This is a genomic window from Micromonospora sp. DH13, assembly GCF_020873825.1.
GTDB lineage: Bacteria > Actinomycetota > Actinomycetes > Mycobacteriales > Micromonosporaceae > Micromonospora > Micromonospora haikouensis.
Window position 1 is genome coordinate 1 of the sequence record NZ_JAHWGR010000056.1, and the last position, 18,358, is coordinate 18,358.

Here is an 18,358-nt window from a genome sequence, read left to right on the forward strand (position 1 = left end):
GCCGGATCCGACCGGCCAACAGTTCGAACATTACCTTCGCGATCGGGCCGGCCGCCGGTCCCGGGCGGCACCGCCGCACGGTCAGTCGTCGTCGCCGTACAGGCGTCGGCGGACCGACAGCAGCTCGACCTCCGGGCGGCCCGCCACGAGGCGCTCGCAGGAGTCGAGCACCTCGCGCACGTGTGCGCCCTCCGCGGCCACCACGGCCACGGCTATCTCCGCCCGACCGTGCAGGTCGAGCGCCCCCACCTCGGCGGCCGACACCTCGAAGCGGCGCAGCGCCGCCACGATCGGCCGTACGTAGGATCTCTTGGTTTTGAGCGACCGGGAGTCGCCCGGCAGCAGCAGGTCGAAGACCACGGTTCCGGTGAACATCGCCCCGGACGATACCCGCGGTGACCCCCGCATGATCAAGGGGTTTACGCCGTTGCGGGCGTAAACCCCTCGATCAGTGCGTCGGACGCGTCAGGCGCGCGGCTTCTCCCGCATCTCGAAGGTCTCGATGACGTCGCCGACCTGGACGTTGTTGTAACCGCCCAGCGTCAGACCACACTCGAAGCCCTCGCGGACCTCCGTCGCGTCGTCCTTGAACCGCTTGAGGGAGCTGATCGTGAGGTTGTCCGCCACGACCGACCCGTCCCGCAGCAGCCGCGCCTTGGCGTTGCGGCGGATGATGCCCGACCGGACGATACAGCCGGAGATGTTGCCGACCTTGGACGAGCGGAACACGTCGCGGATCTCCGCGCTGCCCAGCTCGACCTCCTCGTACTCCGGCTTGAGCAGCCCCTTGAGCGCGGCGTCGATCTCCTCGATGGCCTGGTAGATGACGGTGTAGTACCGGATCTCCACGCCCTCGCGGTCGGCGATCTCGCGGACCTTGTTGGCGGCCCGCACGTTGAAGCCGATGATCGTGACCGCCTCGGACGAGGCGCTCGCGAGCATGACGTCACTCTCGGTGATCGCGCCCACTCCCCGGTGGATGATCCGGAGCTGGACCTCCTCGGGGATGTCGAGGTTGAACAGCGCGTCCTCGAGCGCCTCCACGGAACCGGAGACGTCGCCCTTGAGCACCAGGTTGAGCGAGGTCTTCTCGCCCTCCTTGAGCTGCTCCATGAGCGTCTCGAGGGTGGCCCGGCCGCGGGAGTTGGCGAAGGACGCCGCCCGCCGCCGTGCCTGCCGCTGCTCGGCGATCTGCCGCACCGTGCGGTCGTCGGCCGCCGCGAGGAAGGTGTCGCCCGCCCCGGGGACCGCGGTGAGACCGAGCACCAGCACCGGACGGGCGGGGCCCGCCTCGGCGACCTGGTTGCCGTTCTCGTCGAGCATCGCCCGGACCCGGCCGTGCGCCCCACCGGCGACGATCGAGTCGCCCGCCCGCAGGGTGCCCTTCTGCACCAGCACCGTCGCGACCGCGCCCCGGCCCTTGTCCAGGTGGGCCTCGATGGCCACACCCTGCGCCGGCCCGTCGATCGGAGCGGTCAGCTCCAGCGACGCGTCGGCGGTGAGCAGGACGGCCTCGAGCAGCTCGTCGATGCCGATGCCCGGCTTCGCGGCCACGTTGACGAACATGGTGTCGCCGCCGTACTCCTCGGCGACCAGCCCGTACTCGGTCAGCTGCTGGCGGACCTTGTCGGGGTTGGCCTCCGGCTTGTCGACCTTGTTGACCGCCACCACGATCGGCACGTCCGCCGCCTTGGCGTGGTTGAGCGCCTCGATGGTCTGCGGCATCACGCCGTCGTCGGCCGCCACCACCAGGACCACGATGTCCGTGACCTGGGCACCACGGGCACGCATGGCGGTGAACGCCTCGTGACCCGGGGTGTCGATGAAGGTGACCGCCCGGTCCTCGCCCTCGTGCGGGACGTGGACCTGGTAGGCGCCGATGTGCTGGGTGATGCCACCGGCCTCGCCCGCGACCACGTTCGCCTTGCGGATCGCGTCGAGCAGCTTGGTCTTACCGTGGTCGACGTGACCCATGACGGTCACGACCGGCGCACGGCTGACCAGGCGGTCCTCCGCGACCTCGGCGTCGAGGTCGATGTTGAACTGCGCGAGCAGCTCGCGGTCCTCGTCCTCCGGGCTGACGATCTGCACGTCGAAGCCGAGGTGCTCACCCAGCAGCAGCAGGGTCTCGTCGGAGCAGGACTGGGTCGCGGTGACCATCTCGCCCAGGTTGAACATCTCCTGGACCAGCGAACCCGGGTTGGCGTTGATCTTGTCGGCGAAGTCCGACAGCGACGCGCCACGGGAGAGCCGGACGACCTGACCCTGACCCCGGGGGGCACCCGAGCTCATGGTCGGGGCCGACAGGTTGTCGAACTCCTGTCTGCGCTGCTTCTTGGACTTGCGACCCCGCGTCGGCTTGCCGCCCGGACGCCCGAAGGCACCCGCGGCGCCGCCGCCACGGCCGCGACCGCCACCACCCGGACGGCCACCGCCGCCGGCCGGGCCACCCGGCCGGAAACCGCCACCGGCGCCGGGGGCACCGCCGCCGCCACCGGGACCGCCACGGTAGCCACCGCCACCGCCGCCGCCACCGGGACCGCCGCGGAAGCCACCGCCACCGCCGCCGCCACCGGGACCGCCGCGGAAGCCACCGCCGCCACCGGGACGACCGGCTCCGCCGCCACCGCCGGGACGACCCGCGCCGGGGCCACCGGGGCCACCGGGCCGGCCGGGACGCTGGCTCGGCATGGACGCCGGGCTGGGCCGGGGCGGCATGGAGGCCGGGCTCGGCCGCGGCGGCATCCCCGCCGGGCTGGGCCGGGGGCCACCGGCACCGGCGGCCGGGGGCCGCTGCTGCTGCTGACCGCCCTGGATGCCGAACGGGTTGTTACCGGCGCCGCGCGCCGGCGGACGACCGCCCGGCCGGGCGCCGGGGCCCTGGCCCTGACCCGGGCCACCGGGGCGACCGGCGGCCGGGGAACCCGGGCGGGGCGGCATCGCGCCCGGACCGGGACGCGGGCCGGGACGGGGACCGCCCTCCGCCGGAGGCTCCCGGCGGACGTTCTCACGCTGCTGCTGGCGGGCGGCCTGGGCGGCCTTGACCGCGGCCTCCTGCTCGGCCTTCAGCGCGGCGGCGCGCGCCTCGGCGGCGGCCACCTCGATGTCGTGGGCACTCGCCGGCTTGGCGACCGGGGTCGCCGGCTGCGGCGGGCCGGGGACCGGGCCCTTGGGCTTCGGTCCGGGGGTCGGCGGGCCGGGCCGCCGGGGCGGCATCGGCTTCGCCGTGACCCGGGGGGCACCCGGGGTCGGGGACGGCGTCGGAGTCGGGGTCGACGTCGGGCTCTGGTTGGCCGCCGAAGGGGCGGACGGTGCCGGCGAGCCGGCGGAGGCGACGAAGGCGTTGCGCAGCCGACGGGCGACGGGCGCCTCGACGGTGCTGGACGCGGACTTCACGAACTCGCCCATTTCCTTCAGCTTGGCGAGAACTGTCTTACTTTCGACCCCGAGCTCCTTGGCAAGCTCGTGTACGCGGGCCTTACCTGCCACTGCACTCCTCACTCCGAGGTCGTGCGGGCAGCACCCGCAGCGACCTCACTCCTGCACTTGAAGCCTGGTCATTTCAGGGACTTCATCGTGTGCTCATGTCGGTCGTCCTACCTTGCTAGCGACCCTCGCCCGGTCGGGATGACCGGACGTAGTGGTTGGCGCATCGACGTGCTCGGCCAGCACACCGTGGTCGACGACCCCGGTGACGCGCAACGCGCGCCCGAAGGCACGGCGGCGCACTGCCAGCGCGAAGCAGGCCGGATCCGGGTGCATGTTCGCTCCCCGACCCGGCAGCCTGCGAGCCGGATCGGGCCGGAGGCTGTGACCAGCCTCGTCGCCGACCGCGACGATCCGCAGCAATTCGCTGGCCGGCGCACGTCGCCGGCAGCCCACACAGGTGCGCTCCGGCAGCGCGCGTCGTACCACTGGAAGAAGTCTACCCCTAGCTGCCCGAGATCGCGCCGCCCGGCTCCCGGACGTGATCAGCCCCGCCCCGCGCGGCCGTCGTCGCCTGCTCCGCGTCCGAGCGGATGTCGATCCGCCAACCGGTCAATCGGGCGGCAAGCCGGGCATTCTGCCCCTCCCGGCCGATCGCGAGGGAGAGCTGGAAGTCCGGCACGGTCACCCGGGCCGTCCGGGTGGCCAGGTCGACCACCTCGACCCGCAGCGCCTTGGCCGGCGAGAGCGCGTTGCCGACGAAGGTCGCCGGATCGTCCGACCAGTCGATGATGTCGATCTTCTCGCCGTGCAGCTCGCTCATCACGGCGCGGACCCGCTGCCCCATCGGGCCGATGCAGGCACCCTTGGCGTTGACGCCCGGCGTGGTGGAACGCACCGCGATCTTCGTGCGGTGGCCGGCCTCCCGGGCGATGGCCCCGATCTCCACGGTGCCGTCGGCGATCTCCGGCACCTCCAGGGCGAACAGCTTCTTCACCAGCGCCGGGTGGGACCGGGACAGGGTGATCTGGGGGCCGCGCATGCCCTTGGCGACGTGCACCACGACGCAGCGGATCCGCTCGCCGTGGGCGTACCGCTCGCCGGGGACCTGCTCCGACTGCGGCAGCACGCCCTCCAGCTTGCCCAGGTCGACGCTGACGATGCCCTTCTCGCTGCGCGCCTCGTGCGCCTGCACCACGCCGGTGACCAGGTCGCCGTCGCGGCCGACGTACTCGCCGAAGTGCACCTCGTCGGTGGCCTCCCGCAGCCGCTGGAGGATCACCTGCTTGGCGGTCATGGCCGCGATCCGGCCGAAGTCGTGCGGGGTGTCGTCCCACTCCCGCACCACCGTGCCGTCGTCGTCCAGCTCCTGGGCGTAGACCAGGGCCGCGCCGGTCTTGCGGTCGATCTCGACCCGGGCGTGCGGCTCGGCCCCGTCGGTGTGCCGGTAGGCGGTCAGCAGCGCGGTCTCGATCGCCGCGAGGATCGTGTCGAACGGGATCTCCCGCTCGCGCTCGAGTGCGCGCAGCGCCGCGAGGTCGATGTTCACCTCTCCTCGTCCTCCACATCATCTTCGTCGTCGATGTCGTCAATGTCTGAGCTGTCGCCGGACTCGTCGTCGGCGACCTCGTCGAGCTCGTCGTCGGCCACCTCGTCGAGGCGGTGGAACTCCACCTGCACCCGGCCGGGGCCGAGCTCGGCGTGGGCGAACTCCGCGCGGCCGGAGTCGGTCTCCAGCACCACGCGCTCGTCGTCGGCCTCGACCACCCGGCCGGTGACCTGCCGGTCGCCGGCGGGCTGCTCGGCGCGCTGCCCGGGCAGCGGGGCCCGGACCGTCACCTTCACCAGCCGGCCGACGTTGCGCCGCCAGTGCCGGGGCAGGGTGAGCGGGCGGTCCACCCCGGGGGAGCTGACCTCCAGCTGGTATTCGCCCGCCAGGATGTCGCCGCCGGACTCCTCGGCCGCGTCGAGCGCGGCGGAGACGGCCCGGGAGACGTCGGCGACGGCGTCCAGGCTGATCCCGCCGTCGGCGTCGACGATGACCCGCACCACGTGCCGGCGGCCGGCCCGGGAGACGGAGACGTCCTCCAGGTCGTACCCGGCCCCGTTGACCACCGGCTCGATCACCGCGCGCAACCGCGACCGCCGCGCGGCGAGGTCCACCCGGGGGCCGCCGACGCGGTCACCACCACGAGGGCCGTCGGCGCGTCGGGGTCTCCCCGTCGGCCCCGTCGACCTGGTGGTACGGCCCCGTTGCGTCATCTGGCGCACCCCTTCGTGAACGACGACGCCCGGTCGGGACGCCATGCCGGCACGCCACCGGGGCAGACGCGCCGGTGGCTGCGCAGAGCGTAACGCGCCTGCGGCGCGGCGGGCCGGGCGGCGCACCGACGCCCCTGACCCACGTGTCCGCTCCGATGGTGTTGACTTGTCCGGTGGCAAGGCGCAGAACGACACCGCACGACCGAGCACTCGGGCATTCCCGGCGAAACCTCCTGCGCGCGGGCGCGCTCCTGGCGCTCGGCGGGGCCGTCGCGCCGCTGACCGGCTGTGACCTTCTCGACCGGGGCGACCGGCAGGACCAGGCCCCCGACCCGCTCGAACCCCTCGCCACGCAGGCCCGCGAGCTGGCCGCCCGACACCGCGCCGCCCTGGCCGCCGACCCGGGCCTGGCCCCGCTGCTCACCCCGATCGCCGACGCCCACGAGGCGCACGCCGCCGAACTGGCGAAGCTGACGGGCCGCCCGGCCGCCTCGCCGGGGCCGTCGCCGGAGGCCACCACCGGCGGCGACCGGGCGGCGGTGCTGGCCGCGTTGCGCGAGGCCGAGCAGGGTGGGCGCGAGGCGGCCGCGAAGCTCTGTGCCGAGGCCCCGGCCGACCGGGCCGCCCTGGTGGGCTCGATCGCCGCCGCGCGGGCGACCCACGTGGAGGCGCTGAAGTGAGACACCGCCAGGCACCGTCCGGCCCGGCCGAGGCCCTGGGCGGCGCGCTCACCGCCGAGTACGCCGCGGTCTGGGCGTACGGGGTGATCGGGGTGCGCCTCGCCGACGCCGCCCGCACGGCCGCCCGCCGCGCCGAGGCGGCGCACCGGTCCCGGCGGGACGCGCTGGTGCTCCAGCTCAGCGCGGCCGGCGGCACCGTCCCCGCCGACAAGGCCGGATACACGCTGCCGTTCCCCGTCACCGACACCGCGAGCGCGCTGCGGCTGGCGGTGGAGGTGGAGGAACGCACCGCCGCCTTCTGGCGCGCGGCGCTGCCGCACACCACGGGCGAGGACCGCAACCGGGCCCTCGCGGCGCTGACCGACTGCGCGGTCCGGGCCACCCGGTGGCGACGCACCGCCGGGGTGACTCCCGTCACCGTGGCCTTCCCCGGCCGCCCCACCTGACCGCGCTGACCGGGACCGCAGCGTTTGCGCTGGTCGCCCCGGCGGGACCCGCGATTGCGGGCGGCATACCAGGTATGCATACTTCGGAGCCATGTCCATCCGTCACGGCCTGCTCGCGCTCCTCGAACGCGGCCAGATGTACGGCTACCAGCTCCGGGCCGCGTTCGAGGAGTCGACGGGCTCGACCTGGCCGCTGAACATCGGGCAGGTCTACACCACCCTCTCCCGGCTGGAGCGGGACGGGCTGGTCCGGCCGCTGCCGGAGAGCGAGGCGGGACAGCGACCGTACGAGATCACCGACGCCGGGCGGGCGGACCTGGCGCTGTGGTTCGCGACCCCGATCAGCCGCACCGACCGCCCCCGCGACGAGCTGGCGATCAAGCTCGCCCTGGCCCTGACCACCCCGGGGGTCGACGTGCGGGCGGTGGTGCAGACCCAGCGCACCGCGACCATGCGGGCGTTGCAGGAGTTCACCCGGTTGAAGTACGCCAGCGACCGCCCCGAGGACCTGCCCTGGCGGCTGGTGCTGGACGCGATGGTGTTCCAGGCCGAGGCGGAGATCCGCTGGCTGGACCACTGCGAGACGAGCCTCGTCCGGCACCGGCCCGCCCCCGGGCCCGGCGGGCGGGCCGGTCCGGGGCGGCCGGCGGAGGCGGACCGGGACGGCGAGGAGGCGCGGCGATGAGCGGGACGGGCGGCGCGCCGACGACCCGCCCCGACCCGCCCGACCCGCACCACGGCCCCGGCGGCCCGGCGGACCAGGGCAGGCCCGTCGACCGGGCCGGCCCCGACGCGGCCGCCCGCCCCGGCGACGACCCGCACGGGCCGGCGACCACGGCCGTGCTCGACGTCCGCGACGTGCACCGCACCCACGGCAGCGGCGACGCCGCCGTGCACGCCCTGCGCGGGGTGAGCCTCACCGTCGCCCCCGGCGAGCTGGTCGCGGTGATGGGCCCCTCCGGCTCCGGCAAGTCCACCCTGCTCGCCCTCGCCGGCGGCCTGGACGGCCCGACCGCGGGCGAGATCCGCGTCGAGGGGCAGGCGCTCGGCGCGCTGGACCCCCGCGCGCTGGCCCGGCTGCGCCGCCGGCGGATCGGCTACATCTTCCAGAACCTGAACCTGCTGGGCAGCCTCACCGCCGCCGAGAACGTCGCGCTCCCCCTCGAACTCGACGGCGTCGGCGTACGCCAGGGGCGGCGGGCGGCCCGGACGGCGCTCGCCGAGGTGGGCCTCGCCGAGCTGGGCGACCGCTTCCCCGACCAGCTCTCCGGCGGGCAGCAGCAGCGGGTGGCCATTGCCCGGGCCCTGGTCGGCGAGCGGCGGCTCGTGCTGGCCGACGAGCCGACCGGCGCGCTGGACTCGCAGACCGGCGAGGCGGTGCTGCGCCTGCTGCGCCGCCGGGTCGACGCGGGGGCCGCCGCCGTCCTGGTCACCCACGAGGCCCGGCACGCGGGCTGGGCCGACCGGGTGGTGTTCCTGCGCGACGGGGTCATGGTGGACTCGACGGCCCCGCTGGGCAGTGTCGAGCAGCTGCTGGCCGGCAGCGGTCGGTGAACAGCGCGCGCCACCCCGCCCGCGTACGGCGGTTGCTGGCGGCGCTGCGCTCGTGGCGGGCCGCGCTGCGCATCGCCCGGCGGGAGGCGCGCCGGGCCCGCGGCCGGACCGCGCTGGTGCTCGCGATGATCACCCTGCCGGTGCTGGGGCTGGCCCTCTCCGCCGTCAGCTACGACATGGCGGAACTGAGCCGGGCCGAGCGGATCGATCGGCGGCTCGGGGCCGCCGACGCGGAGCTGCGCTGGGTCGCCGAGGGCCCGGTGGCGCAGGACGCCTGGGGCGACACCACCTACCAGCGCGACGGCGTGCCGGGGCGGAGCCGCCCGGTCACCGCCGACGAGCTGACCGCCCTGCTGCCGGCCGGGAGCCGCGTCGCCGAGGTCCGCTGGTGGATGCCGTTCGAGGCCCGCGCCGGGGGCCGGCGCGAGACGGTCGACGGGCGGCTGCTGGACCTGACCGACCCGCTGCTGCGGGGGCAGGGCCGGGTGCTCGCCGGCCGTCCCCCGACCGGGGCCGACGAGGTCGGGCTCAACCGCGCGGCGCTGCGTCGGCTGCGCGCGGGGCTCGGCGACCGGATCGCCCCGGCCGACGGGTCGGCCGAGCGGACCGTGGTCGGGGTGGTGGAGTTCCCCGACAACCTGCGGCCCACGGTTGCGCTGCCCCCCACGAATCAACCGGGCGACCCGCGCGGCGAGTCGAGCTGGCTCGTAGACCTGCCGGCCGACGCCGGCCCCGGGCTGACCGAGCGGCTCAACGCGCGCGGGATCGTGGTGGTCGCCCGCACCCCGGCGCCGCACCCCACGGCGGAGCCCGGCACCACGAGCATCGCGCTCACCGCCGAGGACACCGGCACCGCGCTGCTGGTGGCCGGCCTCGGCCTGCTCGAGGTGGTGCTGCTCGTGGGGCCGGCGTTCGCCGTCGGCGTGCGGCGTCGCCGCCGCGACCTCGCCCTGGTCGCGGTGGCCGGCGGCGACGCCGCGCACCTGCGCCGCATCGTGCTGGCCGACGGGGTGGTGCTGGGCTGTGCGGGGGCCGCCGCCGGGCTGGCGCTGGGCGTCGCCGGCGCGTTCGCGGCCCGGCCGCTCATCGAGGAGTACGTCTTCGGGGCGCGCTTCGGGGCGTACCGCGTCTTCCCGGCCGCGCTGGCGGCGATCGCCGTCGTCGCGGTGCTGGCCGGGGTGCTCGCGGCCCTGGCGCCGGCCTGGACCGCCGCAAGGCAGGACGTGGTGGCCGGGCTGGCCGGGCGACGCAGCGCGCCGGAGCACCGGCGGCGCTGGCCGCTGATCGGGGCGCTGCTGGCCGTCGTCGGCGTGGCGGTGGCCGCCCTCGGGGCCACCCGGGGTGTCACGGTCGTGCTCTTCGCCGGGGTGGTCCTGGGCGAGCTCGGGCTGGTCTTCGTCACCCCGACGCTGGTCGGGGTGCTCGCCCGGGCCGGCCGGTGGTTGCCGCTCGCGCCCCGGATCGCGCTGCGCGACGCCAGCCGCAACCGTTCCTCGGCCGCGCCGGCGATCTCGGCGGTGATGGCCGCGGTCGCCGGCAGCGTCGCCCTCGGCGTCTACGTGGCCAGCGACAGCGCCCGCACCGACGCCAGCTACCTGCCGGCCATGCCGTACGGGCACGCCATGGTCATCGGCCCCGGCGACGGGACGCCGCTGCCGCCGGTGCCCCGGGTCGCCGAGGTGGTCGCCGCGACGCTGCCGGGCAGCACGGTGGCCCGGGTCGACGCCCCGGCCTGCCCCGCACCGTTCGGCGACGGCGAGTGGTGCGACGTCCGGGTGGAACTGCCGGCCGGGCGGGCCTGCCCGTACCAGGTGGAGCAGTTGCGCGACGCGGCCGTGCGGGCCCGCGCCCGCAGCGACCCGCGCTGCAGCGGGTGGGTGGAGGGCGGATACCCGACGGGCTACTCCGTGCCCGTCTCCGTCGACGACGGCGACGCGCTGGCGGCGCTGACCGGGGCCGGCCCCGAGGAGGTGGCCGCCGCCCGGCGGGTGCTGGCGGCCGGCGGCGCGGTCGTCACCGACGAGCGGTATCTCCTCGCCGGCCGGCTCACCCTCACGGCGACCCGGGTGGGGGACGCCCCGGAGCCCGCGGTGATCGGGACCGCCACCGTCCCCGGGTACGCGCTGCGCGGCGGCGTCGGGGTGGACCAGCTCACGGTGTCCCGCGCCGCCGCCGCCCGGCTCGGGCTCGACACCCGCCAGATCGGGTACGCGGTGGCCACCGCCGCCGCACCGACCACCGCCCAGCAGGACCGCCTCGACGTCGAGCTGCGCCGCCTCGGCCGGCTCGACGTGATCGTCGAGCGGGGGACGTGGGGCAGCGACGAGCGGTCGCTGCTGCTGGTGCTGGCCGTCGGCTCCGGCCTGATCACGGTGGGCGCGGCGGCGGTCGCCACCGGCCTCGCCGCCGCCGAGGGGCGCGCGGACCTGTCCACCCTCGGTGCCGTGGGCGCCAGCCCCCGGATGCGGCGGGTGCTCTCGCTGTGCCAGGCCGGGGTGATCGCCGTGCTCGGCTCGGCGCTGGGCATCGTGGTCGGGCTGGGCACGGCGGTGATCATCCTGGTCGCCCTGAACCGCCGGATCGCCGCGGCCTGGCCGGTGCAGGAGCCGTACCCGATCCTGGTCCCGTGGCTCACGCTGGGCGTGCTGGTGGTGGTGCCGCTGGTGGCGATGGCCGGCGCGGCCCTGTTCACCCGGTCCCGGCTGGCCGTGGAGCGCCGCCTCGACTGACCGCCGCCCAGGCGGCACACTGGCCGCGTGTCCGCTATCGGTACCCTGACCCGCCGCCTCGGCCATCACCGCTGGTTCGGCGCCACGATCCGGCTGCTCGTCCCCGTCGACCGGGCGGTCGGCCGGCTCACCAAAGGACGGGTGGTCGCGCTGGGCCTGGTCCCCTCGCTGGTCATCACCACCACCGGCCGTCGCTCGGGCCTGCCGCGCAGCAACCCCCTGCTGTACGTGCCGGACGGCGACGCCTTCGTGGTGGTCGGCTCCAACTGGGGGCAGCAGCACCAGCCCGCCTGGGCGCTGAACCTGCTCGCCGACCCGACCGCCGAGGTCGACGTGCGGGGGCGACGACTGGCGGTGCGGGCCGAGGTGGCCACCGGCGCGGAACGTGACCGGCTCTGGAGGCTGCTGACCACCGAGTGGCCGGCGTACGAGACGTACGTCGAGCGGGCCGGCGGGCGGGAGATCCGGGTCTTCCGCCTGGCGCCCCGCTGACCGGGCCGGCACCGGGCGCGGCGGACCGGGCGGTCCCGCCGCCGGTTGACTAGGGTGGGGCCGCGTGGAGCCTTACCAGGACGACCCCCGGTGGTCGGTGGCGGAGCGGGTCGCCGCGGCGGCCCGGCGGCGCTTCCCGGCCGACGTCCTGGCCGTGGCGGTGCACGGCCCGCTGGCCCACGGCGACGACGACGGCGGCGGGGACGGCGAGGTCGGGCTGCTGATCGCCACCTACCGGCCCGGCACGGGGCCGCGACCGGCGACCCGTCGGGTGGACGGCGTGCTGGTCGACCTGACCGTCACGGCCGCCGACGACCACCTGGAGCGGGCCCGGTCGATCACGGCGCTGTGGCCGCTGGTCGCCGACCGGTACGTCACCACCCGGGCGCTGCACGACCCGACCGGCTGGTTGCCGGCCCTGCGCGACGAGCACCTGGCCACGCTCGCCCGGGCCCGGCCGGCGGAGTTCACCGGCGCCGCCCGGCAGGCGTGGTACAGGGGCTGCGCCGCGCACGCCCGGGCCGCCCGGCTCGCGCAGTGGTACGAGACGGACCAGGCGCTGCTGATGCTCGGCGAGGCCCGGCTCGCGGCGGCCACGGTCAACGGGCTGCTCGGCCGCACCTACTTCCGGGACCCGGGCGACGCGGTGCGCCGCACCGGCCTGGCCGGTGCGGACATGACCGAGGTCGGCGCGGTGCTGGCCCGGCAGGCCGAGGAGCTGGCCGCCCGGGGCCGCCCCGTGGACGGCACCGTCGACGACCTCCTCGCCGGCTGACCGGCGCGCCTGCCTACAGGCCGCCCTGGATGCCGATGAGGGTGCCGACCAGGTACGTCGCGGCGGCCGCCGCCGCGCCGAGGAGGAGCTGCCGCACGCCGCTGCTCCACCAGGCGCGGTTGGTGAACCGGGCCACGATCGCCCCGGCCGCGAACAGCCCGACCCCGCCGACGGCCAGCGCGAGCCACAGGCTGGTGGCGCCGAGCAGATAGGTCAGCAGCGGGATCAGCGCGCCGACCGAGAAGAACAGGAACGACGAGATCGCCGCCGCCCACGGGCTGGGCTGGTCGTCCGGGTCGACGCCCAGCTCCTCCCGGACGTGCACCCGCAGCGCCTCCTCCGGGTTGGCCCGCACCGCCTCGGCGACCTGCGTGGCGAGGTCGCGGGACAGCCCCCGGGCCACCCACGCGTCGGCCAGCTCGCGGGCCTCCGCCTCCGGGTGCCGTTCCAGCTCGCGGCGCTCCTTGGCGACCTCGGCGGCGACCTGCTCGTTGGCCGACCGGACGCTCGTGTACTCGCCGAGGCCCATCGAGATCGCGCCGGCGACGAGGCCGGCGACGCCGGTGAGCACGATGCTGTGCGGCGACACCCCGCCGCCGCCGACGCCCGCGATCAGGGCGATGTTGGTGACCAGGCCGTCCATCGCGCCGAACACGGCCGGCCGCAGCCAGCCGCCGGACACGTCCGCGTGGTGCGCCTCGCGCAGCGCCGCCGGGGTGTCGCTCACGGCAGGGTCAGGATCTCGTGGCCGTCCTCGGTGACGAGGATCGTGTGCTCGAACTGGGCGGTCCACTTCCGGTCCTTCGTGACGACCGTCCAGCCGTCGTCCCACATGTCGTACTGGTGGGTGCCGAGGGTGATCATCGGCTCGATGGTGAACGTCATGCCCGGTTCCATCACGTCGGTCGGTCGGGGGCTGTCGTAGTGCGGCACGTAGAGGCCGCTGTGGAAGGCCTCCCCGATGCCGTGGCCGGTGAAGTCGCGGACCACGCCGTAGCCGAACCGCTTGGCGTACGACTCGATGACCCGGCCGATCACGTTGATCTGCCGGCCCGGGGCGACCGCCTTGATCCCCCGCATCATCGCCTCGTGGGTCCGCTCGACCAGCAGCCGGGCCTCCTCGTCGACCTCGCCGACGCAGAAGGTGGCGTCGGTGTCGCCGTGCACCCCGCCGATGTACGCGGTCACGTCGACGTTGACGATGTCGCCGTCGCACAGCACGGTGGAGTCGGGGATGCCGTGGCAGATCACCTCGTTGAGGCTGGTGCAGCAGGACTTCGGGAAGCCCTTGTAGCCCAGCGTCGACGGGTAGGCCCCGTGGTCGCAGAGGAACTCGTGCACCACCCGGTCGATCTCGTCGGTGGTCACCCCCGGCTTGCAGTGCTCGCCGGCGAGCTGCGTGGCCTGGGCGGCGAGCCGGCCGGCGACCCGCATCCGCTCGATGGTCTCCGGGGTCTGCACGTGCGAGCCGGTCCACTGCCGGGGCTGCTTCTTGCCCACGTACTCCGGTCGGACGATGTCGGGCGGCACCGGTCGCGTCGGGGTGAGCGTGCCGGGGGTCAGCGGCGCACGGACGGTCATGGCGCAAGCCTATCGCCGGCCGGGCGGCGGGCGGCGCGGCCGGGTCCCGGCGGTGGCGGCGGCCCGGCCCGTGGCCTCGGCCGACCGGTTGTTGCCGAGCCACTTCCGCTGTGCCATCGTGTTCTGCGTGGATCAAGGGGGTGCCGCTCCCGTCTTCTCCGCCCGCACGGAGACCGACGGCGACCACGTCCGCGTGGTGGTCGTCGGCGAGGTGGACATGGCCACGGCCGACACGATGCTCCAGGCCGCGCTGCGCGAGCCGGCCGGTCGGGTGACCCTCGACCTGCGGGAGGTCACGTTCTTCGACTCGGCGGCGATCCATGCCGTGGTCCGGCTCGCCCAGCGCTTCCCGGGCGCGCTCACCGTGCTGCCGTCGCGGCAGGTCCGCCGGGTGCTGGAGATCTCCGGCCTGGCCGGTCAGGACTGGGTCGCCCCCGCCTGAGCCCCGGCCGGCGAGCCGCGCCCCCGCGAGCCGAGCCCCGGTCGGCGAGCCGCCTCCGGCCCGGCCGGCCCGGCGCGAGGCCCGCCCCGGGCGCGCTCAGCCCCGCAGCCGCCGGCGCAGCGTCACCTGCGTCCCCTCGGCGGTACGGCTGACCGTCAGGTCGCCGAGCGCCCTGATCAGCGCCAGTCCGCGCCCGCGGAAGCCCGCGCCGGTCGACTCCCGCCACTGCCCGCTGTCCCGGACCGTCGCCACCACCGTGCCGTCGGCGATGGTCACCTCCACGCCGATGGTCGGCTCGGCCGGGCAGACCGGGTGCTCGATGGCGTTCGCGGCGGCCTCGGAGACCGCGACGGTGAGGTCGAACAGGTCGTTCTCGCCGACCCGGTGGGCGGTGAGGAAGTCCTCCAGCCGGCGGCGCAGCACGCTCAGCCGGGTCGGGTCGGCGGGCAGCCGCAGCGCGAACCGGTTCGGTTCGGCCGCCTCCAGCGCGAGCACCGCCACGTCGTCGCGCAGCGGCCGCGCGGCGACCCGCTCCACGACCGTGTCGACCAGGTCGGCGACGTGCTCGCCGCCGGCCGCGTCGGCGCGCAGCTGCGCGAGGGCCGCGTCGAGGCCGAGCTGCCGGTCCTCGATCAGCCCGTCGGTGTAGAGCAGCAGCCGGGCCCCGGGGGCCAGCGCGTCGTCCACGGTCCGGTACGACGCGCCGGGGATCGCGCCGACCGGCGGCCCGAGCGCGCGGTCGTGCAGGAACGCCACGTCGTCTCCTCGGATCAGCAAAGGGGACGGGTGCCCGGCGCTGGCGTAGCGGAGCCGGCCGGTGCGGGGCGAGAACCAGAGGCAGACCACGGTCGCGAACGACGGCTGCTCCGCCGAGCCGACCAGCCGGTTGAGCCGGGTCAGCGACTCGCCCGGGTCGTAGCCCTCCAGCACGTACGCGCGCAGCGCGTTGCGGAGCTGGCCCATCGAGGCGGCGGCCCGCACGCCCTTGCCGACGACGTCGCCGATGACCAGGACCAGCTCGTCGTCGTCGAGCCGGATCACGTCGTACCAGTCGCCGCCGACCTCGACGTCGGCGCTGCCGGGCAGGTAGCGGCTGGCCACCACCGCACCGGGCAGCCGGGGCAGCGACCGGGGCAGCAGGCTGTGCTGGAGGGTGGTGGCGATGCGGTGCTCGGCCTCGTAGAGCTGGGCGTTCTCCAGCCGCACGCCGACCAGCCGGGCGAGCTGGGTCAGCGCGGCGTGGCCGGGGTCCGCGGCGTCCTCGGCGTGGCCCCAGACCCGCAGCTCGCCCAGCGTCTCCCCGGCGCTGCCGGTCAGCGGCAGCACGACGGACGGTTCGACGGCGGCAGTCCCGCCGCCGTCGGCCTCGTAGCGGGCCCCGGTGGAGGTGACCACCACCCGGGCGGCCTCGGCGAGGCCGAGCGCGTGCCGGGCGGCCACCTGGAGCACCTCGGCGGTGGTGCGGGCGGTGTTCACGGCGACGGCGGCGTCGGCCAGGGCCCGCAGCCGCCGGATGATCTGCCCCCGGAGCTGGCCCAGCTCGACGTTGGCCCGGACCCGGGCGATCAGCTCCTCGCCGGAGAACGGCTTGGTCAGGTAGTCGTCCGCGCCGACGGCGAGGCCGGCGACGGCCTCCGCCGAACCGGCCCGGGCCGACAGCAGCACGATGGGCACGTGCCGGGTACGCGGGTCGGCGCGCAGCGCGGTCACCAGGCCGAAGCCGTCGAGCCGGGGCATCATCACGTCGGTGAGCACCAGGTCGAAGGGTGCCTCCACGGCCCGGCGCAGCGCCTCGACGCCGTCCGGCACGGCCACCACCTCCCACGACGGGCGCAGCAGCCGGACGACGTGTTCGCGCAGGTCGGCGTTGTCGTCGGCGAGCAGGATGCGGCCCGCCGCGGCCCGGTCTCCGCCGGTCGACCCGGCCACCTCCCCGGCTCCGGGCCGACCCGGCCTGCCGGTCCACAGCGCGGTCTCGGCCGCGAAGAGCCGGGCCTGCCCCAGCTCCGGCGACGCGGCCGGCGCGTCGGCCGCGACCCGGTCGGCGGGCAGGTGGGCGGCACCGAACGGCACGGTCACGGTGAACGTGCTGCCCCGGTCGGCGACGCTGCTGGCCTCGGCCCGGCCGCCGTGCATCTCCACCAGCTCCCGGACCAGCGCCAGCCCGATCCCGGTGCCCTCGTGGGTGCGGGAGCGGACGCCGGGCACCCGGTGGAACCGCTCGAAGACGTGCGGCAGCTCCTCGGGCGCGATGCCGACGCCTGTGTCGGCGACCTCCAGCTGGGCCGCGCCGTCCACCGCCCGGACGCGGACCCGCACCTCGCCGTCGAAGGTGAACTTCACCGCGTTGGCGACGAGGTTGAGCACGATCTTCTCCCACATGTCCCGGTCGACGTGGACCGGCGCGGGCAGCGGCGGGCAGTCGACGACCAGGCGCAGGCCGGCGCGTTCGGTGGCCGAGCGGAAGGTGCTGGCCAGCCGGGCGGTGTAGTCGGCGAGGTCGGTGGGCTGGTAGTGGGCGGCCAGCCGGCCGGACTCCAGGCGGGAGAAGTCGAGCACGGTGTTGACCAGCTTGAGCAGGCGCAGCGCGTTGCGGTGCATCATGGTGAGCCGGTCGAGGTGGGGATCGGGCAGCGTCGGGTCGGCGAGCAGCTCCTCCAGCGGGCCCAGCACGAGGGTCAGCGGGGTGCGGAACTCGTGGCTGACGTTGGCGAAGAAGTTCGTCTTGGCGCGGTCGAGCGCGGCCAGCTCGGCGGCCCGGTCCCGCTCCTGCTCGTACGCCCGCTGCCGGCCGACGGCGCGGGAGAGCTGGGCGGCGATCAGGTCGAAGAAGGTGCGGTACTCGTCGGTGAACGGCAGCCGGGCGGAGACGCCCACGACGAGCGCCCCCATCGGCTCGTGGGTCGCGGTGACCGGCAGCACCAGCGCCTGCGCGGCCACGCCGGCGTCGAGGTGGGGCAGCAGGTCGGCCACGTCGATGGTGGTGGCGGACCCGCCGTCGGCGACCCGGCTCACCGTCGCGGTGGCCGCCTCGCCGAGCGGCAGCGGCGCGACCACCCCGGCGGCACCGTCGGCGCCGTGCCCGGCGGGGGCGGGCAGCCCGCTGCCGCTGCGCCCGGCGAGGGTGAGCTGCCCGGCGTCGTCGCGCAGGTAGATCAGGGCGAACGGCACGTCCGCCCGGTGCCGGTCGAGCACCCCGGCGGCGGCCCGGCCCAGGGCCGCGACGTTCTCGGCCTCGGCCAGGTCGGAGCCCAGCTCGGCCAGGGCGCGCAGCCGGCGTTCGCCGAGCACCCGCCCGGTGGTCTCGTTGACGAGGCAGAGGACGCCGTCGATGCCGCCGTCGGCGGCACGGATCGGGTCGTACGAGATGTCGAAGTAGACGTCCTCCAGGAAGCCGTGCCGGTGCAGCACGAAGGGGTGGTTCTCGCCCCGGTACGGTTCGCCGGTCTTGTGCACCGAGCCCAGCAGGGGCCCGAGCACGTCCCAGGTCTCCCGCCAGTGCTCGTGGGCGGGCTGGCCGATGGCGTGGGGATGCTTGTCGCCGATGGTCGGCAGGTAGGCGTCGTTGTAGAAGGCGCGGTGCTCGGGGCCCCAGAACATGACGATCTGCGCCCGGGAGGAGAGCATCATGGCGACCGCGTGGCACAGCGCCGGCGGCCAGCCGGACGGGGCGCCGAGCGGGCTGGCCGCCCAGTCGAAGCGGAGCAGGCGTTCGCCCATCTCGCCGCCGGCGGCGCACGCGGCCGTGAGCAGCGGCGGGAACGCCTCCTCGACGGTGCCGACGGACGGATGCTGGCCGTCCTCGCCCCCCTGGGCCGAGCTCATGCATCCTCCCGCGCCGGCCGTCACCCCCGGCGACCGCATGATCGCCGCCGCCGTGACCCGCCTTGTACCCAGACGGACCAGCAACGTAACGCATCCCCGCCGTGATGCGCTGGTTACCCGCGTCTCATCCGCGCGGGACGCCGCCG

The 18,358-nt window shown here is 75.7% G+C and carries 16 protein-coding genes; 8 read left to right on the forward strand and 8 right to left on the reverse strand.

Annotation, left to right across the window (positions count from 1 at the left end; all coding sequences use genetic code 11):
• Positions 1-81: 81 nt before the first annotated feature.
• From LPA42_RS31770 to rimP, 5 genes are all read right to left on the reverse strand, one after another.
• Entirely contained in the window at positions 82-375 is a 294-nt protein-coding gene (locus tag LPA42_RS31770) for a DUF503 domain-containing protein (protein ID WP_043962412.1), read from the reverse strand.
• Between the two features lie 90 nt (positions 376-465).
• Positions 466-3,489, reverse strand: coding sequence for a translation initiation factor IF-2 (gene infB / locus LPA42_RS31775; RefSeq protein ID WP_228987082.1), 3,024 nt, complete (start codon positions 3,487-3,489; stop codon positions 466-468).
• Between the two features lie 93 nt (positions 3,490-3,582).
• Positions 3,583-3,915: a YlxR family protein gene (locus tag LPA42_RS31780; protein ID WP_077936697.1), complete on the reverse strand. Its 333-nt coding sequence runs from the start codon at positions 3,913-3,915 to the stop codon at positions 3,583-3,585.
• Between the two features lie 16 nt (positions 3,916-3,931).
• A complete protein-coding gene (gene nusA / locus LPA42_RS31785; RefSeq protein ID WP_043962410.1) occupies positions 3,932-4,975 on the reverse strand; it encodes a transcription termination factor NusA in 1,044 nt (347 codons plus the stop codon).
• Positions 4,972-5,688: a ribosome maturation factor RimP gene (gene rimP / locus LPA42_RS31790; protein WP_077936696.1), complete on the reverse strand. Its 717-nt coding sequence runs from the start codon at positions 5,686-5,688 to the stop codon at positions 4,972-4,974. The genes nusA and rimP overlap by 4 nt, the downstream gene beginning before the upstream one ends.
• Before the next feature lie 173 nt (positions 5,689-5,861).
• Here rimP and LPA42_RS31795 point away from each other — a divergent pair, with 173 nt between their 5' ends.
• From LPA42_RS31795 to LPA42_RS31825, 7 genes are all read left to right on the forward strand, one after another.
• A complete protein-coding gene (locus LPA42_RS31795) occupies positions 5,862-6,368 on the forward strand; it encodes a hypothetical protein (protein WP_198956483.1) in 507 nt (168 codons plus the stop codon).
• Complete coding sequence (locus LPA42_RS31800) at positions 6,365-6,814, forward strand: ferritin-like domain-containing protein (protein WP_043962408.1); 450 nt, start codon at positions 6,365-6,367, stop codon at positions 6,812-6,814. The genes LPA42_RS31795 and LPA42_RS31800 overlap by 4 nt, the downstream gene beginning before the upstream one ends.
• A 91-nt stretch (positions 6,815-6,905) precedes the next feature.
• Positions 6,906-7,499: a PadR family transcriptional regulator gene (locus tag LPA42_RS31805; RefSeq protein ID WP_043962407.1), complete on the forward strand. Its 594-nt coding sequence runs from the start codon at positions 6,906-6,908 to the stop codon at positions 7,497-7,499.
• The gene (locus LPA42_RS31810) at positions 7,496-8,368 is read left to right on the forward strand and encodes an ABC transporter ATP-binding protein (protein ID WP_228987083.1); all 873 of its coding nucleotides are present in this window, start codon (positions 7,496-7,498) and stop codon (positions 8,366-8,368) included. The genes LPA42_RS31805 and LPA42_RS31810 overlap by 4 nt, the downstream gene beginning before the upstream one ends.
• Complete coding sequence (locus LPA42_RS31815) at positions 8,365-11,097, forward strand: FtsX-like permease family protein (protein ID WP_077936693.1); 2,733 nt, start codon at positions 8,365-8,367, stop codon at positions 11,095-11,097. Before LPA42_RS31810 ends, LPA42_RS31815 begins: the two co-directional genes overlap by 4 nt.
• A gap of 27 nt (positions 11,098-11,124) precedes the next feature.
• Positions 11,125-11,589 carry a nitroreductase/quinone reductase family protein gene (locus LPA42_RS31820; RefSeq protein WP_077936692.1) on the forward strand — a complete coding sequence of 155 codons (465 nt, stop codon included), beginning with the start codon at positions 11,125-11,127 and terminating at the stop codon, positions 11,587-11,589.
• Between the two features lie 64 nt (positions 11,590-11,653).
• Entirely contained in the window at positions 11,654-12,364 is a 711-nt protein-coding gene (locus tag LPA42_RS31825) for a hypothetical protein (RefSeq protein ID WP_077936691.1), read from the forward strand.
• A 13-nt stretch (positions 12,365-12,377) separates the two neighbouring features.
• Here LPA42_RS31825 and LPA42_RS31830 read toward each other — a convergent pair whose 3' ends face one another.
• Together LPA42_RS31830 and map are read right to left on the reverse strand one after the other, a co-directional pair.
• Positions 12,378-13,091 carry a VIT1/CCC1 transporter family protein gene (locus LPA42_RS31830; RefSeq protein WP_077936690.1) on the reverse strand — a complete coding sequence of 238 codons (714 nt, stop codon included), beginning with the start codon at positions 13,089-13,091 and terminating at the stop codon, positions 12,378-12,380.
• On the reverse strand, positions 13,088-13,945 hold the full coding sequence (gene map / locus LPA42_RS31835; RefSeq protein WP_077936689.1) for a type I methionyl aminopeptidase: 858 nt from the start codon (positions 13,943-13,945) through the stop codon (positions 13,088-13,090). The genes LPA42_RS31830 and map overlap by 4 nt, the downstream gene beginning before the upstream one ends.
• 127 nt (positions 13,946-14,072) lie before the next feature.
• Between map and LPA42_RS31840 the strand changes: the two genes are divergently transcribed.
• Positions 14,073-14,387, forward strand: coding sequence for an STAS domain-containing protein (locus LPA42_RS31840; protein ID WP_091277543.1), 315 nt, complete (start codon positions 14,073-14,075; stop codon positions 14,385-14,387).
• Positions 14,388-14,483: 96 nt separating this feature from the next.
• Here the strand turns inward: LPA42_RS31840 and LPA42_RS31845 are convergent, their stop codons facing one another.
• On the reverse strand, positions 14,484-18,212 hold the full coding sequence (locus LPA42_RS31845; RefSeq protein ID WP_077936688.1) for a SpoIIE family protein phosphatase: 3,729 nt from the start codon (positions 18,210-18,212) through the stop codon (positions 14,484-14,486).
• Positions 18,213-18,358 lie beyond the last annotated feature (146 nt).